Source organism: Pinisolibacter sp. DMC100 (assembly GCF_056313705.1).
This window is the reverse complement of the sequence record NZ_JBQUZT010000006.1, coordinates 19,695-41,945: the sequence shown is the minus strand read 5'-3', so window position 1 is coordinate 41,945 and position 22,251 is coordinate 19,695. Positions and strand designations below refer to the sequence as shown.

26 protein-coding genes are annotated in these 22,251 nt (G+C 69.1%); 4 read left to right on the top strand and 22 right to left on the bottom strand.

The window, feature by feature from the left end:
- Positions 1–13: 13 nt before the first annotated feature.
- The 19 genes from ACT541_RS17595 to mdcB form a co-directional block, all read right to left on the bottom strand.
- Positions 14–1,702 (bottom strand): methyl-accepting chemotaxis protein, encoded by a 1,689-nt coding sequence (locus tag ACT541_RS17595; protein WP_476138403.1) that lies wholly within the window; start codon positions 1,700–1,702, stop codon positions 14–16.
- A 241-nt stretch (positions 1,703–1,943) separates the two neighbouring features.
- On the bottom strand, positions 1,944–2,708 hold the full coding sequence (madM, locus tag ACT541_RS17590) for a malonate transporter subunit MadM (protein WP_476138402.1): 765 nt from the start codon (positions 2,706–2,708) through the stop codon (positions 1,944–1,946).
- Entirely contained in the window at positions 2,705–3,103 is a 399-nt protein-coding gene (gene madL / locus ACT541_RS17585) for a malonate transporter subunit MadL (protein WP_476138401.1), read from the bottom strand. The genes madM (ACT541_RS17590) and madL (ACT541_RS17585) overlap by 4 nt, the downstream gene beginning before the upstream one ends.
- Before the next feature lie 67 nt (positions 3,104–3,170).
- Complete coding sequence (locus tag ACT541_RS17580; protein WP_476138400.1) at positions 3,171–3,371, bottom strand: hypothetical protein; 201 nt, start codon at positions 3,369–3,371, stop codon at positions 3,171–3,173.
- A gap of 30 nt (positions 3,372–3,401) precedes the next feature.
- Positions 3,402–3,977, bottom strand: coding sequence for a biotin transporter BioY (locus ACT541_RS17575; protein ID WP_476138399.1), 576 nt, complete (start codon positions 3,975–3,977; stop codon positions 3,402–3,404).
- A 2-nt stretch (positions 3,978–3,979) separates the two neighbouring features.
- A complete protein-coding gene (locus tag ACT541_RS17570; protein ID WP_476138398.1) occupies positions 3,980–4,627 on the bottom strand; it encodes an energy-coupling factor transporter transmembrane component T in 648 nt (215 codons plus the stop codon).
- On the bottom strand, positions 4,624–5,508 hold the full coding sequence (locus ACT541_RS17565) for an energy-coupling factor ABC transporter ATP-binding protein (RefSeq protein ID WP_476138397.1): 885 nt from the start codon (positions 5,506–5,508) through the stop codon (positions 4,624–4,626). Before ACT541_RS17565 ends, ACT541_RS17570 begins: the two co-directional genes overlap by 4 nt.
- 118 nt (positions 5,509–5,626) lie before the next feature.
- Positions 5,627–6,394 (bottom strand): malonate transporter subunit MadM, encoded by a 768-nt coding sequence (gene madM, locus ACT541_RS17560; protein WP_476138500.1) that lies wholly within the window; start codon positions 6,392–6,394, stop codon positions 5,627–5,629.
- A gap of 10 nt (positions 6,395–6,404) precedes the next feature.
- A complete protein-coding gene (gene madL / locus ACT541_RS17555) occupies positions 6,405–6,803 on the bottom strand; it encodes a malonate transporter subunit MadL (RefSeq protein WP_476138396.1) in 399 nt (132 codons plus the stop codon).
- A gap of 171 nt (positions 6,804–6,974) precedes the next feature.
- Positions 6,975–7,184, bottom strand: a complete 210-nt coding sequence (locus ACT541_RS17550; protein WP_476138395.1) for a biotin/lipoyl-containing protein — start codon at positions 7,182–7,184, stop codon at positions 6,975–6,977.
- A 38-nt stretch (positions 7,185–7,222) separates the two neighbouring features.
- The gene (gene mdcG, locus ACT541_RS17545; RefSeq protein WP_476138394.1) at positions 7,223–8,008 is read right to left on the bottom strand and encodes a malonate decarboxylase holo-[acyl-carrier-protein] synthase; all 786 of its coding nucleotides are present in this window, start codon (positions 8,006–8,008) and stop codon (positions 7,223–7,225) included.
- Positions 8,005–9,093, bottom strand: coding sequence for an AMP-binding protein (locus ACT541_RS17540; protein WP_476138393.1), 1,089 nt, complete (start codon positions 9,091–9,093; stop codon positions 8,005–8,007). The genes mdcG and ACT541_RS17540 overlap by 4 nt, the downstream gene beginning before the upstream one ends.
- A gap of 78 nt (positions 9,094–9,171) precedes the next feature.
- The gene (gene mdcE, locus ACT541_RS17535) at positions 9,172–10,053 is read right to left on the bottom strand and encodes a biotin-independent malonate decarboxylase subunit gamma (RefSeq protein ID WP_476138392.1); all 882 of its coding nucleotides are present in this window, start codon (positions 10,051–10,053) and stop codon (positions 9,172–9,174) included.
- A gap of 16 nt (positions 10,054–10,069) precedes the next feature.
- Positions 10,070–11,026 (bottom strand): biotin-independent malonate decarboxylase subunit beta, encoded by a 957-nt coding sequence (locus ACT541_RS17530; protein WP_476138391.1) that lies wholly within the window; start codon positions 11,024–11,026, stop codon positions 10,070–10,072.
- A gap of 16 nt (positions 11,027–11,042) precedes the next feature.
- Positions 11,043–11,354, bottom strand: coding sequence for a malonate decarboxylase acyl carrier protein (gene mdcC, locus ACT541_RS17525; protein WP_476138390.1), 312 nt, complete (start codon positions 11,352–11,354; stop codon positions 11,043–11,045).
- A gap of 12 nt (positions 11,355–11,366) precedes the next feature.
- Positions 11,367–13,031, bottom strand: a complete 1,665-nt coding sequence (gene mdcA / locus ACT541_RS17520; protein ID WP_476138389.1) for a malonate decarboxylase subunit alpha — start codon at positions 13,029–13,031, stop codon at positions 11,367–11,369.
- Entirely contained in the window at positions 13,028–13,891 is an 864-nt protein-coding gene (locus ACT541_RS17515; RefSeq protein ID WP_476138388.1) for a biotin--[acetyl-CoA-carboxylase] ligase, read from the bottom strand. The genes mdcA and ACT541_RS17515 overlap by 4 nt, the downstream gene beginning before the upstream one ends.
- Positions 13,892–13,916: 25 nt before the next feature.
- Positions 13,917–15,131, bottom strand: a complete 1,215-nt coding sequence (madB, locus tag ACT541_RS17510) for a Na+-transporting malonate decarboxylase, carboxybiotin decarboxylase subunit (RefSeq protein ID WP_476138387.1) — start codon at positions 15,129–15,131, stop codon at positions 13,917–13,919.
- A gap of 138 nt (positions 15,132–15,269) precedes the next feature.
- Complete coding sequence (mdcB, locus tag ACT541_RS17505) at positions 15,270–16,244, bottom strand: triphosphoribosyl-dephospho-CoA synthase MdcB (RefSeq protein ID WP_476138386.1); 975 nt, start codon at positions 16,242–16,244, stop codon at positions 15,270–15,272.
- A 406-nt stretch (positions 16,245–16,650) separates the two neighbouring features.
- Here mdcB and ACT541_RS17500 point away from each other — a divergent pair, with 406 nt between their 5' ends.
- Positions 16,651–17,073 carry a HutP family protein gene (locus tag ACT541_RS17500; RefSeq protein ID WP_476138385.1) on the top strand — a complete coding sequence of 141 codons (423 nt, stop codon included), beginning with the start codon at positions 16,651–16,653 and terminating at the stop codon, positions 17,071–17,073.
- 3 nt (positions 17,074–17,076) lie between these two features.
- Here ACT541_RS17500 and ACT541_RS17495 read toward each other — a convergent pair whose 3' ends face one another.
- Entirely contained in the window at positions 17,077–18,114 is a 1,038-nt protein-coding gene (locus ACT541_RS17495; RefSeq protein WP_476138384.1) for a bile acid:sodium symporter family protein, read from the bottom strand.
- Positions 18,115–18,239: 125 nt separating this feature from the next.
- On the opposite strand from ACT541_RS17495, the gene ACT541_RS17490 reads away from it, so the two are divergent.
- Complete coding sequence (locus tag ACT541_RS17490; protein ID WP_476138383.1) at positions 18,240–19,082, top strand: LysR substrate-binding domain-containing protein; 843 nt, start codon at positions 18,240–18,242, stop codon at positions 19,080–19,082.
- An 8-nt stretch (positions 19,083–19,090) separates the two neighbouring features.
- On the opposite strand, the gene ACT541_RS17485 is transcribed toward ACT541_RS17490, so the two are convergent.
- The gene (locus ACT541_RS17485) at positions 19,091–20,431 is read right to left on the bottom strand and encodes a sensor histidine kinase (protein WP_476138382.1); all 1,341 of its coding nucleotides are present in this window, start codon (positions 20,429–20,431) and stop codon (positions 19,091–19,093) included.
- Positions 20,432–20,480: 49 nt separating this feature from the next.
- On the bottom strand, positions 20,481–21,284 hold the full coding sequence (locus tag ACT541_RS17480) for a response regulator (RefSeq protein WP_476138381.1): 804 nt from the start codon (positions 21,282–21,284) through the stop codon (positions 20,481–20,483).
- Positions 21,285–21,478: 194 nt separating this feature from the next.
- Here ACT541_RS17480 and ACT541_RS17475 point away from each other — a divergent pair, with 194 nt between their 5' ends.
- Together ACT541_RS17475 and ACT541_RS17470 are read left to right on the top strand one after the other, a co-directional pair.
- Complete coding sequence (locus ACT541_RS17475; RefSeq protein ID WP_476138380.1) at positions 21,479–21,679, top strand: NepR family anti-sigma factor; 201 nt, start codon at positions 21,479–21,481, stop codon at positions 21,677–21,679.
- Positions 21,676–22,233, top strand: coding sequence for a sigma-70 family RNA polymerase sigma factor (locus tag ACT541_RS17470; protein WP_476138379.1), 558 nt, complete (start codon positions 21,676–21,678; stop codon positions 22,231–22,233). Before ACT541_RS17475 ends, ACT541_RS17470 begins: the two co-directional genes overlap by 4 nt.
- Positions 22,234–22,251: the final 18 nt, after the last annotated feature.

Sequence of the window (22,251 nt, the reverse complement as noted above, 5' to 3'; positions counted from 1 at the left end):
CGCCGGTCACGGTTCAGCCGTTGGAACGGACGTCCTCGAGGAACCGTTCGACGACGTTCCTGAGCGAGTCGGTCTCGCCGCGCAGGGCCTCGGCCGCATCGGCGAGGCTCTTCGACGTGTCACGGGTCCGCGCCGCGGCCTCTCGGACGCCGTCGATCGAGTGCGAGACCTCCGAGGTTCCGGTCGCCGCCTCCTGGGCGTTGCGGGCGATCTCGGCGGTGGCGTCGTTCTGCTGCTCGACGTCGGAGGCGATCTCCGCGGCGATCGAGCCGACCCGGCCGACGGTCTCCGAAATCGTGCGGATCACCTCGACGGTGCGTCGCGCCTCGCTCTGGACGCCGTCGATCTGGGCGGCGATCTCCTCGGTCGCCCGCGCGGTCTGGCTGGCGAGCCCCTTCACCTCGGCCGCCACGACGGCGAAACCCCTGCCGGCGTCGCCGGCCCGCGCCGCCTCGATCGTCGCGTTGAGCGCCAGCAGATTGGTCTGCTCGGCGATGTCGGCGATCAGCTTCAGCACCTCGCCGATGCGATCGGTCGCGGTCTCGAGCCCGCCGATCTGCTCGCCGGCCGACCGTGCCTGATCGTTCGCCGTGTCGGAGAGACGCGAGAACTCGGTCACCCGTTCGCGGATCGCCGAGACCGAGGCGAAGAGCTCCTCGGTCGCCGCGGCGGCGGTCTGGACGTTGGCGGCGGCCTGTTCGGCGGCCGCCGCCGCGGTCGCCGAGCGCATGGTGGTGGTCTCGGCCGAGGCCGCGAGCGCCTGCGACGAGCCCTCGAGCGCGCCGATCGCACCGTCGAGCGTCGTCAGCGTGCGGCCGACGTGACCGTCGAAGGCGCGGGTGAGCTCGGTGATGCGTTCCGCCCGCTCCGCCTTCGCCGCCTCCTCGCGACGCTCGCGCTCGTGGGCGGCGGCGCGTTCGACCGCGTTGTCGCGGAAGACCGCGAGCGCACGCGCCAGCGCCCCGACCTCGGTCCGCAACTCGGTGCCGTCGATGGAGATGGCGGTGTCGCCCTCCGACAGCCGCCCCATCTTGGCGGTGATCTCGGTGACCGGGCGGACGATCGAGCGGCGGATGGCGAAGGCCAGCGCCGCCACCGCCAGCGACAGCACCAGGGCGAGGCCGAGCACCTGCCGGCTGCGCGCCATGAAGATCTCGTCGATGTCCTCGACATAGGCGCCGAGGCCGGCGAAGCCGCCGATCTCCGGCAGGTTCTGGATCACCGTCACCTTCGGCAGCACGACGCCGCCGGCGCCCTTCTCGGCCGAGTAGCGGGCGATGCCGGTACCGGCCGGCGAACGGGCGATCGACACGAAGAGCCGGACGAACTCGACGCCGTCGGGATCCTTCACCGCGATCCGGTTGACGCCGATGTTCTTCGGATTGGCATGGACCAGCGTGGTGCCGGCATAGTCGTAGGCGAGGATGTAGTTGGCGTCGCCCGCCGGGCCGAAGCGTACCGCGCCGAGCGCCGCGACGAAGGCCTTGCGCCCCGCCTCGCTCTCCGCCCCGCCGGCCGCCTTCATGTCGGCGCGCGCCACCGAGATCGCCGCGTCCATGACGTTGCGCAGCTCCTGCTGCCGGCCGGCATAGAGTTCGGACCTGAGCGTCCACAACCCGATGACCGCCGCCGCGAAGATGCCGAGGATGGTCAGCGCGACCATGAGGCTGAGGCGCGTTCCGATGGAGAGTTTGAGCAGCATGATCGATCCCGTTCTCGTTCCGCATCCATCTCCCGACGATGGATGACCGAGCGATGATCCGACGACGTCGCCCGAGCCCGTGGAGGCGCGGGATCGGGCGGGCCGCCGGATCGGCCAAGCGAGGGTGCCCCCCGACGACTCGCGGCGCGGGAAAACCCGCGCCGCGTGCCTTGTCGTTTTATGCAACCGATTTACGCAGAGGCATCGTCGTGCCGCAGCGTGAACCGGTTCGATGGCCCTCTCATCCGCCCGTGAACGCGCGGATGAAGAGATAGACCACCGACGGCCCGACCAGACAGCCGAGCCCGGTGTAGAAGGTGGCGGTCATCGCCCCGTAGGGCACCAGCCGCTCGTCGGTGGCGGCGAGCCCGCCGGCGACGCCGCTGGTGGTGCCCATCAACCCGCCGTAGGCCATCGCCGCCTTCGGGTTGTCGAGGCCGATCAGCGGTGCGATCAGGGGCGTTCCGACCATCACCAGCACCGCCTTGATCAGCCCCGCCGCGACCGAGAGCGCCACCACTTCGCTGGAGGCGCCGAGGGCCGTGCCGGTGACCGGACCGACGATGTAGGTCGCCGCGCCGCCGCCGATCGTCGCCAGACTGACCGCGTCGGTATAGCCGAAGGCCAGCGCGACCAGGGCGCCGAAGGCGAAGGACAGGAAGACGCCCAGGAACAACGACAGCACGCCCGTCACGCCCGCCCGCCGGATCTCGCGGACATCGACGCCGAAGGCCGTCGAGACGATCGCGAAGTCGCGCAGCATCGATCCGCCGAGGATCGCCAGACCGGCGAAGAGCGGGATGTCGGCGAGCCCCCTGGTTCCGCCGGTGACCCGGCCGCCGACCCAGGCGAGCACGAGGCCGACGAGGATGGCGACCGCCGAGCCGTGCAGCCGCCCGCGGCTGAGGTGGCTGGAGGCGACGTAGGAGATCCACACCACCAGTCCGACCACCGCGAAGGCGAAGACCAGTCCGTTCGCCGCAACGGTGTCCGCGATGATCGTCATCGGCCGGCCCCCTTGCGCTCGAGGCCGGGCAACGGCGGTTCGCGTCCACCGATCCGGGCCAGGATCGGCACCAGCGACCAGCAGAGCGCGACGGTTCCCACCCCCGCGATCACCGCAATGGAGCCGCCGGACACCGCCGCGACGACGTTCTGCAGCGTCGCCATCGCCACGACGATCGGGATGTACATGCCGCTCCAGAAGAGGATGCCCCCTTCGGTGAGCTTCGGCAGGCGTCCGCTCCGGCGCATCCAGTCCGTCGCGAAGATCAGAAGCAACATCGCGAAGCCGACGCCTCCCACGTTCGACTTCACGCCGAGCAGCGCTCCCAGCCACTCGCCGAATGCGACGCCCGCCAGGTGACACCCGGCGAGGATCGCAACTCCGTATATGATCATGCTGTTCCTCCCATCCATCCCGCCGAAACGGCAGGAATTACTGCAATCTCCTCAAAATGATGAGCAACTATTGATAGAAAGAACCGACATACCAGATGATACCGAGGGCGATCATCGCAATTGTAAGTATGTTTACGACCCTCGCCAGCCCGGCCTGTGTTTCCGAGTGATTTTTCCTTTCACTCACATTGTCGACGAAATGCAGAAGAACCCGAACGACGGCGGCGACGAAGACCATCGCAATGGAGATGCAGAAGATCACCGTCATCGTCGCGCGCCACCCGAGTTCGCTCGAGGATCAGGTCCGGTCGAGCGTGATGAAGGTCTCGATCCGGAGGCAGACGAGCGCCGCGAGCGCCGCCTTCAGCACGTCACCCGGTACGAAGATCAAGGTGCCGATGGTCGCCTTGGCGAGCCCCAGCCCGGCGGCGAAGGCGAGCCAGGCGACGCCGCAGAGGTGGACGACGAGGACGCCGCCGAGGAGGCAGGCGCCGAAATAGGCCGCCCCCCGCGAGACCGGACGAACCAGGGACTGGGCCCGACGCGCCGAGAGGCCGACCACCAGGGCCGCTCCCACCCATCCGATCAGATAACCGGCGGTCGGTCCGACCAACACGGCGAGACCGCCGCGACCGCCGGCGAGCACCGGAAGCCCCATGGCCACCAGCCCGAGCACGACGGCGAGCGCGAAGGTGCCCTTGCGCGGCCCGAGCATCAGGCCGGCCAGCATCACCCCCATCGACTGGAGCGTGATCGGCACCGGCAGCAGGCCGACGGGAATGGCCGGCGCGGCGCCGAGCGCGACGATGAAGCCGGCGCCGAGCGCGACGAAGGTCAGGTCGCGGAGCCCGAGGGCGGATGACGACGATCGCATGTTCATGTCCTCGATTGGGGCGCCGGCAGGAGGCCGGCCGTGGGGCCGCGGCGAAGGGGCGGGGCATGTTCGAGGCCGCGCAGTTCGACCGCCTCGGCGATCTCCTCGGCGCGCAGCAGGATGCGCAGGCCGAGCGGGATGGCGAGCGCCAGCACCGAGCGATCGAGCCCGCGCAGCGCCTGCGCCTCGCGGATCTCGTCCATCTCCTCGCACATCAGCGGCACGAAGCGGACGGCGAGCATCAGTGTGAAGGCGCAGCGCCCGGCATCGACCAGACGCAGCTTCTCGAGCGGCATCAGGATGAGTTCGAAGGCGCCGCAGATCTCGTTCCAGCTCCACAGCCGGGTGATGATCTGCGCCGCCGAGACCAGCGTGGCGAAACGCAGGAAGACCGCGAGGCCGCCGAGCCAGTCGCCGTCGACGGCACCGAAGGCCGCCATGGCGGCGACCATCAGCAGCGCGCCGCGGCTGGCGCGGAAGGCCAGGGCGGCCGAGCGATGGGCCCGCGCCAGACCGGCGAAGGCCGCCGCGGCGACGACGGCGAGCACCGCCGGATCGGCGATCCAGGCGAGGGCGACGCCGAAGGCCATGAGCCCGCCGAGCGCCGCCGCGACCCTGACGCGGGTCGCCCGCGATCCACCCGATCTCATTGATGCCTCCCGCGATAGAAGCGCACCGCCTCGGCGGGTCGGCCGTCGAAGACGACGCGGCCGTCGGAGACGACGAGGGCGCGATCGAAGGTCTCGACCAGATCGAGATCGTGGGTGACGACGATCGCCTGCTGCGGCAGTTCGGCGAGCACCCGGCAGAAGCGATTGCGGTTGGCGAGGTCGAGGCTCGACGTCGGCTCGTCGAAGAGCACGGTCAGCGGATCGCGCGCCAGCACGCCGGCCAGCGCCACCAGTTGCCGCTCGCCGCCGGACAGTTCGTGGATGCGGCGATCGGCGAGATCCTCGATCTGGAGCCGCTGCAGCGCCCCGCGCACCACCGCTTCGACGTCGCCCTCGAGGCCGTTGAGGCCGAAGGCGAGGTCCTCGTGGACGATCGGGTAGACGATCTGGTTGTCGACGCTCTGGAAGAGATAGCCGGTGCGCGAGCGCACCTGCGCCGTCGCCCTGACGGGATCGAGCCCGTCGAGCGCGACGCAGCCCTCGGTCGGCGCGAGCAGCCCGACCACCAGCTTGAGCAGGCTGGACTTGCCCGAGCCGTTGAGGCCGAGGATGCCGATGCGGTGCTCGGAGAGGACGCAGTCGACGTCCTCGAGCACGCGCCGTCCGCCACGATCGAGCGAGAGATGGGAAAAGACGATCCGCTGGCCGACGTTCTCGATCGGCTGGGGCAGCGCGCTCTCGATCGTCACCCCGTCGAAGGGGCGATCGGGCAGCGGCCGGACGCGGTGGAAGGCGACGTGACGGATCGAGCCGCCGCTCAGTAGCACCGACTGGCCACCGGCATAGGCCGTGCGGCGGGCATCGTGGCCGAGGCCGAGCAGCCGGCGCAGCCCCTGCGCGAGTTTGGACGGAGTGATCATGGCACGTCTCCGGGACGGTTCGGTCGATCGCGCCGCGGTTCGCCGCGGGCGATCGCCGACCGGTATTCGGGAAGGGAGGGAGCGGCCGGCGGTCGCCCCCTCGTCTCGATGGCGGGCCTCAGCCGAAGATCATCTTCATGATGAGGTAGCAGACCGACGGGCAGACCAGGCAGCCGAAGCCGGTATAGAAGGTCGCCGTCAGCGCGCCGTAGGGAACGAGGCGCGGATCGGTCGCCGCGAGGCCGGCGGCGGTGCCGGAGGTGGTGCCCATCAGGCCGCCGTAGACCATCGCCGCGGCCGGATTGGTGAGACCGAACGGCTTGGCGAGCAGGGGCGTCATGATCATCACGGCGATCGACTTGACGACGCCGGCGGCGACGGCGAGCGCGATCACGGTGGAGGAGGCACCGATCGCCGAACCGGTGACCGGGCCGACGATGAAGGTGACGGCGCCGGCGCCGATGGTGGTGAGCGAGACGGTGTCGCGATAGCCGAAGGCATAGGCGACGGCGACGCCGACCACGAAGGCGAGCGCGGTGCCGATGACCAGCGACAGGAAGCCTGCGATGCCGGCCTTCTTCAGCTCTTCGAGCTTCACGCCGTAGGCGGTCGACACGATGCAGAAGTCGCGCAGCATGGCGCCGCCCATCAGGGCGAAGCCGGCGAACATCGGGATGTCGGCGATGCCCTTCTTGCCGCCGGTGGTGACGCCACCGATGTAGGCGAGGATCAGGCCGATGATGATCGCCACCGCCGAGCCGTGGATGCGGCCCTTGGTGACGTTCTTCGAGAAGGCGTAGCAGACCCAGGTGAGGACGCCGACCAGCACGAAGGCGAAGATCAGCGGACGGTCGCCGATCAGGGTGTTGAGGAACATGTTCTGCATGGTGCTCACCTCAGGCCTTGGCTTCTTCGGTCTCGTCGCCGAACGTCGAGGTCGCGGCGCCCGCCATGGCGGCGAGCGGACGGATCAGGGCGAAGCAGACGACGACGGAGAGGATGCCGGCGATGAAGGCGATCCAGCCGCCCGACAGCGCCGCCGCGACGTTCTGGGTCGCGGCCATGGCGATGACGACCGGGATGTACATCGCGTTCCAGAACATGATGCCGTCTTCGGAAGCGCGCGGCAGCCAGCCCTTGTCCTTCAGCCAGGGCGTCAGGAAGACGAGCATGAGCATCGCGAAGCCGACGCCACCGATATCACCGGCGACGCCGAGCGCGCTGCCGAGAGCCAGGCCGATGGATGTCCCCACGAACATGCACAGGCCCAGAATCATTACACCGTAGATGACCATTGAATTTTCCCCCTGACAGAGCGGTCGGCGTTCACCACGCATCGCCGGAGGAAGTCTCGGGATCGGTCATGCCGAATCTCGGTCTTCCGACGGAGCTGCTTCTGGTCCTGCGACCGGTTGCCTGAAGCGTCCGGGGGCATCGACGACACCCCCGGACGGCATCGTTCGATTTCACTCGACGACCATGATGAGCGCGCCGGGCTTGACGCGGTCGCCGACCGCGACCGCGATCGACTTGACCGTGCCGTCGACCGGGCACACGAGCGGGTTCTTCATCTTCATCGCCTCGAGGACGGCCACGGCCGTGCCCTTGGTGACGGCATCGCCGACGGCGACGTTGATGGCCTCGACCTTCGACGGCATCTTCGACTTGAGTTCCATTTGACTTCTCCTTGCGATGGGGCCTCGAGCCCCCGAGTTCACGGCACCGGAACGACCGGAGGGAGCGTGTCGATCTCCCTCAGGACCCGGCGTCGTTCGACGAGCCGAACGCCGTCGATCCCGCGGCCGACGACCGCGGTGACGTTCGACAGAAGTTCTTCGAGCTTGACCCCGAGGCCCGCCGGCGTGGCGACCTCGACGTCGATGCGGCGCCCGCGAGTGCGGGCGAAGTCCGCCATGGCGGCCGCGAACCGTCCGAGGTCCGCGCCGGAGCGCGCCGCCGCCACGACGTCGACGTCGGACTGCGGCTCCATGTAGGCAAGGCCCGTCAGCGCGGTCAGCGCCGCCGAACCGAAGAAGCCGACGGCGACGCCGATCGACCGGCCGGTCGCCACGAGGTCGGCGAGCATCGCCGCCTCGGGGAAGGCGCCCGGCGCCACCGCCTCGGCGATCCGCCACGGCGTGAAGGCGCGACCGACGCCGGTGGCCGGCACCGCGACGGCGCTGCGCACGCGGACGCCGCCGTCACGGAAGGGGAAGGAGACGCCGAGCTGCAGCCAGCCCTCCGGCAGCGCCGCCTTCGGCGCGCAGACGATCCCGGGGATCGCCCGCGTCTCGAAGAGCGCGCGGGCCCGGGCGACGACCTCGGCGCGGTCGTGCATCGGCAGGACGCCGGCGCCGAGCGCCTCGGCGACCAGGGCGCGATGGGTCGGCGCGATCTCCACCATGACGTGGCGGGCGCGCAGCGGGCTTTCGAGGCCGAGCGGGGCGACGGTGCACGGATCGACCGCGCCGTCACGGACGGGGAGCAGGGCCGTGTTCATCGTGTCTTCGTCCATGCGGGGTCGGTCTTGGCGACCGACTGGACCTCGGTCTGGGCGCGCACGAGGTCTTCGAAGGCGCGGGTCGCGACGGGGCCGCGGATCTCGATCGGCTCCGCCGCCGGGCCGAGGCTCGGCACCAGGTGCAGCACCGTCTCGGGCGCGGAGGTCCGAAGATCGGGCGAGACCTTCACCACCCGGCCCTTGATGCGCAGGATGGTGCGGGCGGCGCGATCGATCGTCTCGCGGCTGGCGGCCGTGGTCGCCACCACGATCACTTCGTATTCGGGATGGGTGCGCCGGCGCCGATAGGTGACGACGCGGCCCTCGGCCGAGCAGACGTGTCCGGTCTCGGAGATCGGGAAACTGTCGCCGGTCGGCAGGCCGCCGACCACCAACTCCGACCATCCCTCGCCGACCGGCGACGGCACCAGGCCGACGTCGTCGCGCAGGGGATGGCCGTCGAGGGTGAGCCAGCCGAATTCCTGACAACCGTAGAGGTCGTGGACGGGCCAGCCGTAGGTCTCGACCCGGGTCAGGAGTTCGAGGTCCAACGGCGTGCCCGCCACGACGATGCGGCAGGCGTCGGGGAAGTCGTCGCGCAGGCCGAGGGTCTCGGCCTCCGCGATGCAGGCGCGCACGAACGAGGATTCGCCCAGCACGACGGCCGGCTTCTCCCCGCAGAAGGCGGTGATGAAGGCCCCGCGGCTCGAGCGCTCCAGGAAGAACCACTCGATGCCGTAGCGATCCAACGCCTCACGGGAAAAGACGTTGATCAGCGGCGGGTAGGTGACGAGCATCCGGTCGCCCGGCTTCGCACCGATCGCCTCCATCACCCGACGGGTCGCCTCGCAGCGCGCCTCGATCTCGGCATGCGTGACGCCGACGATGTTCTGGAACGCGGAAGATCCCGTCGTGAACGTGAGATAGGCGAGATTGAAGGGGGTATGGACCTCCTCCACGACATGGGCGGCGGTCGGACCGGCGATCCCCTTGTCCGCCAGCGAACGCCGCGGCATCTCCGCGAAGTTCGGGACGGTCGAAAACAGGTCCGCGACGGCGGCATAGGCTTTCAGGGCTTCGGACACGACTGTTCCCCATCGTTCTCGTGAGGGCGCGACCGCGGGTCGGACCGGGCCGCGTCACGCGGCCCGGTCCGCCTGCGATCAGGCGGCGTCGGGACGGAACTGCTGCTCGACCGTGGCGAAGGCGGTGCGCAGCTTCTCCTGGACGGCCGGGCGCACGACGCGACCGCCGCGTTCGGCACCGAGCTCGCCGCGGCCGCGCGGACCGGTCGCCTTGCCGGCGGCACGGGTCGCGCGGATCTCGGCGATGCGGGCGGCGATCGCCGGACGCATCGCGTCGATCGAGGGAACGAGTTCCTCGACGCCGCCGAGCTTGTGGAAGAAGGCGGGACCCGCCGCGAACACCGGGTTCGACTTGGCCAGGACCTCGAGCAGCTCGACGTCCTTCTTGATGATCCGCGACACCGAGGTGATCGGCATGACGTGGATCATCGTGCCGAACTCGGACGGCAGCGACAGGATGCGGTCGGCCTGCAGACCGTGGCAGAGGAAGGCGCCGGAGATGGCACGACCCACCACCATGGCGATGATCGGATGACCGGCGAGCCGGGCCTCCGCCAGCGCCAACTGATAGGCGCCGGTCGCCTTGTTCATGCCGAAGATCTCCTCGACCTTGCCCGGACCGTTGCCGGGGGTGTCGACGATCAGCACGATCGGGCGCTTCTCCGCCGCGGTCTTCTCGGCATCGGCGGCGAGGGTGGCATAGACGGCCTGGGCCATCTTGTAGCCTTCCTCGAGCCCGATCACGCCGGAGTAGACGACGGGGAACTTCTCGTTGAAGGCCTCGGCGTCGGAGGCGATGACCGTGACGGTCTGACCTTCGAGCGTCGCGGTGCCGACCACCGCGCCGGGGCCGAAGTCGGCATCGGCGAAGGTGCGGGCGCCGACCGTGCCCTCGGTGAAGGAGCCGGCGTCGATGATCAGGTCGATCGCGGCCCGACCCTGTCCCAGTAGAGTTTCCATGACTAGCGTCTCCCGGTCAGAGTTCGAGGCGACGGACGGACTTGCGGAAGTCCGAGAGCGGGCCGTCGGCGAGACCGACGGGGTCGTTGTTGCCGGCATGGCGCCAGACGTCGCGGGCGTCGGTCGGAGCGATCTCGACCGCCAGCGCCACGCCGCGCAGCTGCTTCTCGACGAGCTCCGGCGAGCCGATGCGACGCATCGGTTCGAAGGCCTCGATCGGCAGGGCGCAGAGTTCGGCGAGCTGGGCGCGGAAGGCGGCGACGCTGTCGTCCACCAGGAAGTTGGCGTCGCCCATCACGTACTTGTGGCGGCCGCCGGTGGTGCGATAGACGAGCGCGCGGTTGGAGGCGTCGAACTCGTCCTTGCCCATCTCCTGCTCGATCACTTCCGGTCCGGTGAGACCGAGGCGACCGAACTCGCTCATCACGATGCAGTCGGTGGCGGCGGCGACGAAGCCCATGCCGCCGAAGCAGCCGATGCGCGAGCCGATGAGGGCGACGACCGGCACCTTGTGACGGGCGCGCTGGATGGCGTCCATCACCTCGGCATGGGCGAGCAGGCCGGCATTGGCCTCGTGCAGACGCACGCCGCCGGTCTCGAACGAGATCGCCACGAGCGGCAGCTGCGACGCCGGCAGGTCCGGGAACTCGGCCACGAGGCGGTCACGGAAGTCGATCGCCATGTCGATGATGCCGACCATCTTGGCACCACCGACCTCGCCGACCGAACCGCCGATGAAGCGGCCTTCCTGCGAGATCACGAAGACCGGGCGCTTGCCGATCCGGCCGACGCCGGTGACGATGCCGTCGTCGTTCTCCACCGCCTCGCCGAGCGCGACGAGATGCGGGCTGACGAGACGGTCGAAAGGACCGCCCAGTTCGACGAAGCTGCCCTCGTCGACCACGCCGACCGCACGCTCGCGCGCACTGCACTCCAGGAAGCTGTTCGTCTGTAGTTTCGTCCAGTTGGGCATTCTCGGAACTCCCGGCTCAGGCCTGAACGTCGGTGAGCGCCTGGCGCAGACGCAGGGCGACGACGGCGGGCGACGCGTTGTTGTCGTTGATCTCGATCGACGCGGCGGTGAGGCCGGTCTCGGTCACGAAATGCTCGACCACGCGCTTCCACAGGCCGTCGAAGCCCTTGACCGGCGTGACGATGCGGACGGCGACGGCACCCGCGCCCGGCTTGGGCTCGAGCAGGACCTCGAGGTCGCCGGACCCGACGACGCCGTTGTGGGCGCGGCCGGCCAGGGGGGCGGTCGCCGGCCCCGTGACGGTGAATTCAATCGTCTCGAGAGACATGAGGAACTCCAATCACCAGTTGCGGAAGCGGGTCGGCGGGTTGTAGAGACCGCCCGAGATGTCGACGAGGTCGCGCATCGAGCGCGCCGCGAGCAGGTCGCGGTTGGCGCGGTTGCGGTCGACGCCGAGGTCTTCCGGGGTCAGGAAGATGCGCGCCTCGCGCAGACGCTTCGTCTCCGCCGGATCGGCCTTGAGACCGACTTCGGTGTAGCCGGCGACGGCACGGATCGCGGCCATGCGGGCCGCCATGTCGGGAGCGCGGTTGAGGTAGGCGATGCCTTCCTCGGTCACGACGTGGGTGACGTCGTCGCCGTAGATCATCACCGGCGGCAGTTCGAGGCCGGCGTTCTCGGCGAGCTTCCAGGCGTCGAGCTTCTCCACGAAGGTCGGCGCGCGCGCCTCACCGAAGGTCTCGGCACCCTGCACCACCAGACGCTTGCCGCGCGGCATGTCGCCGATCTGGTCGGCCATGTGCGGCACTTCCTGGCCGCACTTCAGCCAGCTCTCGGTGACGTGACGACGGCCCTTGGCGTCGCAACCCATGTTCGGCGCACCGCCGAAACCGGCGACGCGGTTGGCGGTCGCGGTCGACGAGTTGCCCCACGGATCGATCTGCAGCGTGCCGCCGATGAACATGTCGAGGGCGTAGTGACCGGCCGTCTGGGCGAAGGCGCGGTTGGAGCGCAGCGAACCGTCGGGTCCGGTGAAGAAGATGTCGGAGCGCGCCTTGACGTACTCTTCCATGCCCAGCTCGCCGCCGAAGCAATGGATCGTGTCGACCCAGCCCGCCTCGATCGCCGGGATCATGGTCGGGTGCGGGTTCAGCACCATGTGGGTGCAGACCTCACCCTTGAGCCCGAGTTCCTCGCCGTAGGTCGGCAGGATCAGCTCGATCGCCGAGGTCAGGAAGCCGATGCCGTGGTTGATCCGCTTGACCTTGTACTCGGCGTAGATGCCCTTCAGCGCCAGCATGGCGAGGAGGACGTGGTTGTCGGTGACGAGGCCCGGGTCGCGGGTGAACAGCGGTTCGATGAAGAACGGCTTGGGGCTCTCGACCACGGCGTCGACCCAGTCGGCCGGGATGTCGACGCGCGGCAGCTTGTCGACGATCTTGTTCACCTGGGCGATGACGATGCCCTGGCGGAACTTGGTCGCCTCGACGATGACCGGCGTGTCCTCGGTGTTGAAGCCGGTGTAGAGGTTGCCCTCACGGTCGGCCTCGTAGGCGCAGATCAGCGACACCCGCGGCGTCAGGTCGAGGAAGTAGCGACCGAACAGCTCGAGGTAGGTGTGGATCGCGCCGAGCTGGAGCTTGCCCTCGGAGATGAACTTGGCGACGCGGCCGGCCTGCGGGCCGCCGAAGGCGAAGTCGAGCTTCTTGGCGATGCCCTTCTCGAACATGTCGAGATGCGAGGGCAGCGGCACGCAGGACTGCACCATGTGGAGGTCGTGGATCTCCGCCGGATCGACCTTGTTCAGGCAGTCGGCGAGGAAGTCGGCCTGCTTCTGGTTGTTGCCTTCGATGTTGACGCGATCGCCCGAGCGGATGACCGCCTTGAGCAGAGCGACCGTGTCCTCGGCCTTGACCCGCTTGCCCGGCCCGATATAGGCGGCCGCGGCCTGCATGCGCTGGCGGGTATCGGCCTCGAGCGTATCCCACCGTCTTTCGATCTTCATGAGAGAACCCCCATGTGGGTCTTTGAGAATTGCGAGGGTCGGCGGTCGGCGGCCGGAGCCGTGACGATCTCGCCGGAATGGACGTCGCGGAGGGCGCCGTCGGGCCCCCGGACGCGCAGTGCTCCGTCCTCGGCCAGGCCGATCAGACGCGCACGGGTTTCCTGGTCGTCCTCGGCCAGTCGGACGATGCGTCCGACGTCGAGCGCGTGTTCGGTCCAGGTCGCGGCGAAGGCCGCCAGACCGGAACGGCGCCAGAGTTCGAACCAGCGATCGAACACATCGAGAAAGACGCCGATCAGGTGGTCCCGGGTGACGGGACGCCCCGGCAGAGCGGCGAGAGAGGTCGCCGTCGACTGCAGCTGCGTCGGAAACTCGCTGGGTCGGATCGAGAGATTGAGACCGAGGCCGACGACGGCGAAGGCGACGTCGCCGTCGTCGTCGCAGGCGGCCTCGGCCAGGATCCCGCAGATCTTGCGGCTGCCGACCAGGAGGTCGTTCGGCCACTTGATCCCGGCCTCCACGCCGGTGGCGAGCGCGATGGCTTCACGCATCGCCACCCCGGCGAGGAGGGTGAGCTGGGCGGTCTCGGCGAGCGGGCGGCCGGTCTCGACCAGGACGGAGAGACAGAGGCTGCCGTCCTTCGTCGAGAACCACGACCGATCGGCCTTGCCGGAACCGGCGGTCTGATCACGAGCGACGAGCACGGTGCCGTGCCCGGCGCCCTCCCACCCCATCTCGACGAGACGGCGGTTGGAGCTTTCGACCGAGGCGATCTCGAAGACACGGCTTCCGATGCCCCGAGCCCTTTCGAGGCCTTCCAGACGGTCGACGCGGGCGGCGATGTCGAGGGGGTGGATCATGACCGGTCTCCGGGATCTCACGCGATCAGTGCGGAGCGACGAGCGCGATGGTCGAGACGAAGACGCCGACGGCGATGGCGGAGACGATGACGCCGCAGATGTTGGCGCCCATCGCGACCGGGAAGATCATCGCGTAGGGGTTGTCGTCGGCCGCGATCTTCTGGGCGAGCTTGGCGGTGGTGGGCACGCAGGAGACACCGGCGATGCCGACCAGCGGGTTGAAGCCCTTCTTGTTGAACATCCACACGACCCAGCCGCCGAGCAGACCACCGAGACCGGAGACCAGCAGCGCGGTGATGCCGAGGACGAGGAGCAGGGCGACGCGGGGGTCGAGCAGGGTCGAGGCTTCGCAGAGCACGCCGAGCACCAGGCCGAGCATCAGCGTCGACATGTAGGTGATCGTCTTCTCGAGCAGCTCCTGGTAGACCTCGATCTGCGCTTCCTTGATGGCGATGCCGAGGAAGAAGGACAGGATCAGCGGAGCGGCCACCGGCAGCAGGAAGCAGAGCAGACCGGCCGAGACGACGGTGAAGATGAACTTCGAGCGCTGCGACACTTCCGGGAAGTCCATCTCGCAGTCGATGGCGCGATACTTCGCCGGAACGAAGAGCTTCATCAGGTACGGATAGCCGGCGTAGGTCAGCGACAGATAGAGATAGGCGATGATCGAGATCGGGACGAAGAGGTCCTTGGCCATCGTCAGCGAGGCGAAGAGAACCATCGGGCCGTCGGCGCCGCCGATCGAACCGACCGCGGCCGCTTCACCGGGGGTGAGGCCGCAGTAGTAGCCGATCACCAGCGTGACGAAGGTGCCCATCTCCGCGAAGATGCCGCAGGTCATCGCCGCCCACGGACGCGCCAGGATGAAGGACACGTCCGCCATCGAGCCGATGCCGAAGAACAGCATGCAGGCGACCAGAGAGTTCGAGAAGGCGAAGTTGTAGATCGGCTGCAGGAAGTAGATCTGCATGTCGTTCACCAGCTGCACCGGATCCGAGATCATCGGATCGAGCATCAGCGTGCCGATCTTGTTGGCCTGCAGGAACATCACGCCGGCGTTGACGCACAGCATGGCGACGCCCATCGGCACCATGATCAGCGGCTCGAGCGTCCGCTTGAAGCCGTGGTAGGCGAGGAAGAAGCCGAAGACCATCAGCAGAAGACGCGTGATGGCGATGGCCGGTTCCTGGACGAACAGAGTTCCGATGCCAGGAAAGATCGTGAAGAGCTGCTGAAGCATTGTCGTTCTCCAGTTCCTTGCCGCGTCACTCGGTTTCCGAACCGGCGAAAGACTTGTTGAGCATGACGATCACGCCGATGACGGCGTAGGAGATCACCGCGGTGATCCCGTAGGCCATCAGCGCGTAGACGATGACGTTCATGGTTTTTCTCCCGAAAGACTGTCGGTCTGGGTGAGGTGTTCGAAACGGGCCGTCGCCGAGGGCGGGAAGTCGCCGTCCTCGAGAACGGAGAGGGCGACGGTGACGGCGAGGAGATCGGCGCCGCCGCCGGGGCTGAGCCGGCGCTCGACGCAGGCCTCGCCGAAGCGGCGCAGGGCGGAGAGACCGGCCTCGGTCATCGCCCCGCCGAGTGCGCGCACCGCGGCCGCGCCGGTCCGCACGAAGGCGAGACCGGGCAGCCCGCCGCGCCAGGCGACGGTGGTGTCCTCCGCCTCCGCCACGATGGCGACGAGGGCGTGGAGCAGCGCGCGATTGAGCGAGGCGCCGGCGGCGAGGGCTTCGCGCAGCGCCGGCAGGCCGTGGCCGCGGACGGTCGGGAAACCCTCCTCGACCTCGCCGCGGATGCCGCACAGGCCGTGCTGCGCATAGAGGATCTCGCCGGCGGTCACCGGTTCGCGCCGACGGGCGACGAGCTCGCGCTCGACCAGGCCGGCGGTCACGTCGGCGACCGCGGCGCAGATCGCCTCGGCCGAATGGGGGCGCCGGTCGTCCCGAGAGACGCCGGCGGCAGCCGCGGTGACGCCCAGGGCGAAGAGCGCACCACGCTGCGTGTTGATGCCGTTGGAGGCGGCGAGAAGGTGCCGGTCGTAGAGACGGCCGACGGAACGGATGCGCGGCAGCACCTCGGCCGGGGTGGCGGCGAGATCGAGCCCGATCTGGGCGCAGCGCGAGAAACAGGGAGCGATGGCCGCAGACGTCAGCATGAACGTCTGGAGGTCCATGTCGGCATGCGAGCCCATCGAGCGCGGCGTCACGAGGCCGGGCTTGGGATCGGCCGAAACCTCGAGCAGAATGCCGGTCAGGCAGGCCGAACCGATCGCCCAGGCGTCGTCGGAGACGCTCGCGGCGGTCTGCGGCAGAGACTCGAGATCGGAGAGGCGCGACAGGTCCATGACGGCGATCCGACCTGCCCGTCGGCCAGAGCGAGGCTCTGAAGGACGAACAGCGAGACGACCGCGGCACGAGGCGCAGATCGTCCGGAAACCACCATCAAGGGGTCTATTGTCACTCGGTGGATATCGCCGCGGCGACGCGGAAAGCGTCTTCGGCGGCGAGTGCTTTTGGGTCGATCAAGAGGTCACGAGGTTCTGCTCTCGACCCGGAGCGGGAACGGCCAACCTATCCCATCGTTTGCTTCGTCCGTCAACGCGGAGGAGCCCCATAGGTATTCGGCCGCATTGCATGCCGCGAGACGGCCGCACGCGAAGACGGTTCCGCCGCCGAGCGGGCCATGCTAGGGGATCGCGACCGACGGCCGGCCGCGACGCCGCGAACCCGCCCTCGGGGAGAGCAACAGTCATGAAGATCGCGCTGGAAGCCGACCGCCTCGGCAAGCTCGCCGTCCTTCTCGCCATGTCGTCGAAGGACGAGGAAGAGGCGATCAAGGCGCAGATTTCGCAGGAGAGCAAGGTCCGCGTCGCGGTGACCTGGGTCAGCGGTCGCAAGACCGACATCAACCGGTCCTTCCCGCGGTCGATCGTCAACGCGGCGATGAAGGCGGGCGTCGTGCGCGACACGCCCGGCGCCACCCATGCCCTGATCCACGCCGGCCTCGAGGCGCTCGGCGGCCTCATTCCGCCGATCCCGGGCGACAGCAGCCTCAAGGTGAAGGTGGCGCTCGCCGCCGATTCCACCTGGCTGGTGGTCGCCGCCTACGGCGAATCCGCCTTCCTGCCGGAAACCAATCACGAGCGTCTCGGCCTCGGCGTGATGCACTTGTGACATTCAGCCGCCCTCGGCGGCGGTCGCCGTTCCGATCGGCTCGGCCGACGGAGACGGCGACGCATGTCGGCGCGCGTAGCGCCGCGACAGCCAGGCGCCGGTCATCAGTTCCATCTGGTGGAACAGCATCACCGGCACCAGCACCAGTCCGGCCTGTTCCGGCGCGAACAACACGCCCGCCATCGGCACGCCGGTCGCCAGGCTCTTCTTGGCGCCGCAGAAGACCGCCGCGATCTCGTCGCCGCGATCGAGACCGACGAACCGCGCCGCCCGACCGATCGTCAGGATCATGCCGGCGAGCAGCATCGCCTCGACCACCACGACGACGACGAGATCGCTCGCCTCGAGCCGCGACCAGATGCCGAGCCTGACCGCCCGCCCGACGGCGCCGTAGACGATCAGCAGGATCGAGCCGCGGTCGGTGATCGCCAGCAGCCGCCCGTGCCGCGCCACCCATCCGGCGAGCCACGGCCGCACCACCTGTCCGACGGCGAAGGGGACGACGATCAGCCGCACGATCTCGCCGATCGCGCTCCAGGTGTCGGCGTCGCCCTGCAGCGACAGCGCGGCGGCGACCCACAGCGGCGTCAGCACCGTGCCGGCGATGTTGGAGAAGGTGGCGGCGCACATGGCGGCCGGCAGATTGCCGCCGGCGATCGAGGTGAAGGCGAGCGACGACTGCACCGTCGAGGGCAGCAGCGTCAGGAACACCAGCCCCATGACGATGTCGCGCGACGTCACCGCCGGCAGGATCTGCGCCAGGATCAGGCCGAGGACGGGAAAGAGCAGCCAGGTCGCGCCGAAGATCAGCGACTGGAGCCGCCAGTGCGCGATCCCCTCGATCACCCGGCTCGGCGCCAGCTTGGCGCCGTAGAGGAAGAACATCACCGTGATGGCGACGTCGGTCGCGCGCGCCACCGTCGGCGCCATCGCCTCGCTCGCCGGCCAGAGGCTCGCCGCGATCAGCGTCGCGATCAGGCCGATCGTGAAGGGATCCGGCGCGAACCGGCGGATGGCGGCGGTGATGCGTCCCGTCGACATGGGGGTGTCCTCGCGCTGCGACGCCGCGCGGGATCGTGCGGCCGACGAGCGAGGATGCCGCGCTTGGCGATGATGCGGAACCGTGCATACCATGCAATCGGTATTCACGTTTCGAGAACACCATCATGTTCGATCCGCATCTGGTCGCGACCTTTCTCGCCATCGTCGAGGAGGGCAACTTCACCGCCGCGGCCCGCCGGCTCGGCGTCGGTCCGTCGACCATCAGCCAGCACGTCCGTCGGCTCGAGCAGGAGACCGGCCGCCGCCTCTTCACCCGCGACACCCACCGCGTCGCCCCGACCGTCGACGGCGAGGCCTTCGTCGATCTCGCCCGCCGCATCGTCGAGGCGCAGGAGCGCGCCCGCGCCTATTTCGCCGCGTCGGAGCTGCGCGGTCGCATCCGCTTCGGCGTCTCCGAGGACTTCGCGCTGTCGCCGCTGCTGCCGCACGTGTTGCGGCGCTTTTCCGCGCGTTATCCCTCGATCGACCTGGAGCTGCGCGTCGGCCTGTCGACCGAGCTGCACGCCCTGCTCGACGATGCCGCGATCGATCTCCTCTTCGCCAAGCGCCGCCCGCAGGACGAGCGCGGCGTCACCGTCTGGCACGACCGGCTGGTCTGGCTGGCGGCGCCCGACTGGTCCGCCACCGCCGGCGCGGCCCTGCCGCTGGTGCTCTATCCGCCGCCGAGCATCACCCGTGCGCTCGTCCTCGAGGCACTCGACGCCGCCGGCGTCCCCTGGCGCGTCGCCTGCACCTGCGGCAGCCTCGGCGGCCTGCGCGCCGCGATCGCCGCCGGGCTCGGCATCTCGGCCCAGTCGAGCCGCCTCGTTCCCGACGGTCTGGCGACGCTGCAGGCGACGGACGGTCTGCCGCCGCTGCCGCACGTCGACTTCATCCTGCTCACCGCCACCCGCCGCCCGCCGCCCGCGGTCCGCGCCATCATGACCTTCATCCGCGAGATCATGTGAGGCACGGGTCAGAGGAAGGCCGGGTCCGCATCCAGACGGCAGATCGTCCCCGCCGGGCCGATGTCGAGATCGACGCGTCCGGCCAGGGCGCGGGGCAGGTGTCGCTCCAGCAGCGTCCGACCATAGGCGTCGCCGAGAAGCCGCGCCGGCGGTCCGGACCGCGCCCATCGCAGGACGAAGCGCCCGTCCTGCTCGCCCCATGTGACGTCGGTGCCGGCGCACGCGGTCGCCACCGCGTCGCTCACCAGTTCGTGCAACCCCAGAGCGAGGCTCTGGGCGGCTTCGGGCGACAACAGTCGATCCGCGCCGTCGATCCGAACGGCGAGCGCCTCTCCGACGGCCCTGATCTCGCCCTCGACGAGACGGCGCAGAGGAACCCCCCGCCAGCTCTCCTCGACGAGAATTTCGTGAACCCGCGAAAGGGCCTGAAGGCGGCCCTCGAACGGCGCGAGGAAGGTCTTGGCGCTTCCCTCGTGCAGCGCCGCGCTCTGCCGGGCGATGCCTTGGACGACGGCGAGGAGGTTCTTCGAGCGATGGGTCAGCTCGCGCAGCATCTCGCGAATGTCGCGCTCGTGGTTGCGGTGACCGGTGATGTCGATCGAGACCGTGGTGACGCCGACGATCTCGCCGCCTTCGACGAGCGGCTCGACGCGCCCCTCGAACCACGCCTCGCCGTCGACGCGCGGCAGGCCGACCTCGAACCGTTCGGCGACACCGGTCTCGATCACTCGCCGTCGCACGCGGCTCATCGCGTCGGCGGTGACGCTCGGGACGACCTCTTCGGCCTGTCGGCCGATCAGGTCGGTCTCGGTCAGGCCCTTGGGCGGATTGTAGGCCCAGGTGTAGCGCAGGTCGCGATCCTGCTGGGTGACGGAGATCGGCGTACCCTCGAGGGCGATCTCGAACCGGCGGCGGGCGACCTCGAGTTCGCGGGTGCGCACCGAGACCCTTCGCTCGAGTTCCCCGTTGAGCCCGCGCATCTGTTCGATCAGGGCCTGACGCGCCGCCTGTTCCTCGGCGAGACGGCGATTGGCCTCGAGGAGCTCGCAGCGGGTCGGTTGCGACACCAGGCGGGGCACCAGGAACCACACGACGATGGCCATCGTCGTCATCAGGGCGGCGGCCACGGCCTCGACGTAGAACAGCGCGACGCTGTTCGGCGCACCGATGAGGGCATAGCGTCCGAGCTGGGTCACGGCGAGGGCGACGACGAACATCGCCATGACCGTGGTCGCCCCGGCGAGACCGCCGAGACGCCCACGGATGGCGACGAGATACCAGAGGAGCGCGGCCGTCATCGAGGCGCAGGCGAGCAACGTCGCCGTGTCGACGATGAAACGGAGTCCCATGAGTGCTTCGGGTGCCACCGATCTCTCTCCCGACCGCGGACAGGCGGGATCACGCCGAGCGGCGAACCCCCGCCGAGGCCGTCGTACCGAAGAACAGGGCCTGCGACACCACCGCCTTCACCGTGTTCTCGCGGAACGGTTTGGCGATGAGGAAGGTCGGCTCGGGACGCGTGCCGGTGAGCAGCATCTCCGGATAGGCGGTGATGAAGATCACCGGAACGTCGAACTCGGTGAGGATCTCGTTGACGGCGTCGAGGCCGGACGAGCCGTCGGCGAGGCGGATGTCGGCGAGCACCAGTCCGGGACGGGTGCGACGGGCGATCTCCACCGCCTCCTTCCGGGTGCGGGCGTTGCCCACCACCGTGTGTCCGAGCGATTCGACGAGCGACTCGAGGTCCATCGCGATGATCGGCTCGTCTTCGATGACCAGCACGCTGGCCGAGACCTGTTCGCCGATCCGACGCGACGCCTCGTCCAGCAGTTCGACGAGTGTCTCGGCGTCGACCCCGAGGACGAGCGCCGCGTCCCGCGGCGAGAATCCCTCGACCGCCGTCAGCAGGAACGCCTGACGGGGCAGCGGGGTGAGCGCCTCCAGATGCCGGTCCGCCGCCGCCGCGCCGTCGTCGAGGGTCTCGGCGATGCGGTTCATCGGATTGGCGTTCCAGATCGTCGAGAAGCAGCGATAGGCCGCCAGACGCGGTTCGACGGTGCGGTCGAAACCGTCCGGATCGGCGACCAGCGCCTCGAGCATGGCCACGACATGGGCGTCGCCGCTCGCCTGGCTGCCCGACAGGGCGCGAGCATAGCGACGCAGGAAGGGCAACTGCGGGGCGATCAGGGCGGTGATGGACATGGAGCACTTTCCCGACTGAGGACGACGATCCCTATCGTAGTCTGTACCGGTCCGAACGCAGGAGAGATCCTTCGGTTCCCTCGGCTCGCGAAAAAACGCGTCCTTGCGGGAACTCCTCGTCGGCGGGCGCGTTGTGGCCGGAGAGATCTCCACCGATCCCGACGGAACTCCGAAGACCCCGCAGGAACCAACCCATGTCGCACCGCAAGCAGTCCCCGTCGCAGAATCCGCCGCTCGGCGCGCCCGTCGAGGCACATCTGGGGGAGAAACTGCGCGAGTTCTACGACTCCATTCTCTCCGAGCCCGTTCCGGACAAGCTCACCGCTCTGCTGGACCAGCTCGAGAGGCAGGAGCGCGCCGCCCTCGGCGCGAAGTCGGAAAGCGAGGCGAAATGACGGCCATCACCGCGCTCAAGACGGCTCTGCTGTCCGAGCTCCCGGCGCTGCGCGCCTTCGGGATCTCGCTCTCCGGCAGCCACGACAAGGCAGACGATCTGGTCCAGGAGACCCTCATGAAGGCGTGGGCCTCGCAGGGCTCCTTCACCGCGGGGACGAACCTGCGTGCATGGCTCTTCACCATCATGCGCAACACCTACTTCAGCCAGTATCGCAAGGCGCGGCGGGAAGTGCAGGACGTCGACGGCGAGGCCGCCGCCCGCCTGGTCTCGATTCCGGGTCAACACGGCCATCTCGACCTCGACGACTTCCGCTCCGCCCTCGATCGGCTCGCCCCGGACCAGCGCGAGGCGCTGATCCTCGTCGGTGCCTCCGGCTTCTCCTACGAGGAGGCGGCAGAGATCTGCGGATGCGCCGTTGGAACCATCAAGAGCCGCGTCAACCGAGCGCGGACGAAGCTGATGCAGGCGCTGTCCATCGACTCGCTCGACGAGATCGGATCGGGCTTCGCGTCGTACGGCACCGATCGCTCGTCGATGGCTTCGGGCGTCTGACCGGCCCGCCGCCACCTT

What these genes read in the sequence shown, in the direction of transcription:
- ACT541_RS17595 (WP_476138403.1), bottom strand. Translation starts at nt 1,702, where the DNA reads ATGCTGCTCAAACTCTCCATCGGAACGCGCCTCAGCCTCATGGTCGCG.
- madM (WP_476138402.1), bottom strand. Translation starts at nt 2,708, where the DNA reads ATGACGATCATCGCGGACACCGTTGCGGCGAACGGACTGGTCTTCGCC.
- madL (WP_476138401.1), bottom strand. Translation starts at nt 3,103, where the DNA reads ATGATCATATACGGAGTTGCGATCCTCGCCGGGTGTCACCTGGCGGGC.
- ACT541_RS17580 (WP_476138400.1), bottom strand. Translation starts at nt 3,371, where the DNA reads ATGACGGTGATCTTCTGCATCTCCATTGCGATGGTCTTCGTCGCCGCC.
- ACT541_RS17575 (WP_476138399.1), bottom strand. Translation starts at nt 3,977, where the DNA reads ATGCGATCGTCGTCATCCGCCCTCGGGCTCCGCGACCTGACCTTCGTC.
- ACT541_RS17570 (WP_476138398.1), bottom strand. Translation starts at nt 4,627, where the DNA reads ATGAGATCGGGTGGATCGCGGGCGACCCGCGTCAGGGTCGCGGCGGCG.
- ACT541_RS17565 (WP_476138397.1), bottom strand. Translation starts at nt 5,508, where the DNA reads ATGATCACTCCGTCCAAACTCGCGCAGGGGCTGCGCCGGCTGCTCGGC.
- madM (WP_476138500.1), bottom strand. Translation starts at nt 6,394, where the DNA reads ATGCAGAACATGTTCCTCAACACCCTGATCGGCGACCGTCCGCTGATC.
- madL (WP_476138396.1), bottom strand. Translation starts at nt 6,803, where the DNA reads ATGGTCATCTACGGTGTAATGATTCTGGGCCTGTGCATGTTCGTGGGG.
- ACT541_RS17550 (WP_476138395.1), bottom strand. Translation starts at nt 7,184, where the DNA reads ATGGAACTCAAGTCGAAGATGCCGTCGAAGGTCGAGGCCATCAACGTC.
- mdcG (WP_476138394.1), bottom strand. Translation starts at nt 8,008, where the DNA reads ATGAACACGGCCCTGCTCCCCGTCCGTGACGGCGCGGTCGATCCGTGC.
- mdcE (WP_476138392.1), bottom strand. Translation starts at nt 10,053, where the DNA reads ATGGAAACTCTACTGGGACAGGGTCGGGCCGCGATCGACCTGATCATC.
- ACT541_RS17530 (WP_476138391.1), bottom strand. Translation starts at nt 11,026, where the DNA reads ATGCCCAACTGGACGAAACTACAGACGAACAGCTTCCTGGAGTGCAGT.
- mdcC (WP_476138390.1), bottom strand. Translation starts at nt 11,354, where the DNA reads ATGTCTCTCGAGACGATTGAATTCACCGTCACGGGGCCGGCGACCGCC.
- mdcA (WP_476138389.1), bottom strand. Translation starts at nt 13,031, where the DNA reads ATGAAGATCGAAAGACGGTGGGATACGCTCGAGGCCGATACCCGCCAG.
- ACT541_RS17515 (WP_476138388.1), bottom strand. Translation starts at nt 13,891, where the DNA reads ATGATCCACCCCCTCGACATCGCCGCCCGCGTCGACCGTCTGGAAGGC.
- madB (WP_476138387.1), bottom strand. Translation starts at nt 15,131, where the DNA reads ATGCTTCAGCAGCTCTTCACGATCTTTCCTGGCATCGGAACTCTGTTC.
- mdcB (WP_476138386.1), bottom strand. Translation starts at nt 16,244, where the DNA reads ATGGACCTGTCGCGCCTCTCCGATCTCGAGTCTCTGCCGCAGACCGCC.
- ACT541_RS17500 (WP_476138385.1), top strand. Translation starts at nt 16,651, where the DNA reads ATGAAGATCGCGCTGGAAGCCGACCGCCTCGGCAAGCTCGCCGTCCTT.
- ACT541_RS17495 (WP_476138384.1), bottom strand. Translation starts at nt 18,114, where the DNA reads ATGTCGACGGGACGCATCACCGCCGCCATCCGCCGGTTCGCGCCGGAT.
- ACT541_RS17490 (WP_476138383.1), top strand. Translation starts at nt 18,240, where the DNA reads ATGTTCGATCCGCATCTGGTCGCGACCTTTCTCGCCATCGTCGAGGAG.
- ACT541_RS17485 (WP_476138382.1), bottom strand. Translation starts at nt 20,431, where the DNA reads ATGGGACTCCGTTTCATCGTCGACACGGCGACGTTGCTCGCCTGCGCC.
- ACT541_RS17480 (WP_476138381.1), bottom strand. Translation starts at nt 21,284, where the DNA reads ATGTCCATCACCGCCCTGATCGCCCCGCAGTTGCCCTTCCTGCGTCGC.
- ACT541_RS17475 (WP_476138380.1), top strand. Translation starts at nt 21,479, where the DNA reads ATGTCGCACCGCAAGCAGTCCCCGTCGCAGAATCCGCCGCTCGGCGCG.
- ACT541_RS17470 (WP_476138379.1), top strand. Translation starts at nt 21,676, where the DNA reads ATGACGGCCATCACCGCGCTCAAGACGGCTCTGCTGTCCGAGCTCCCG.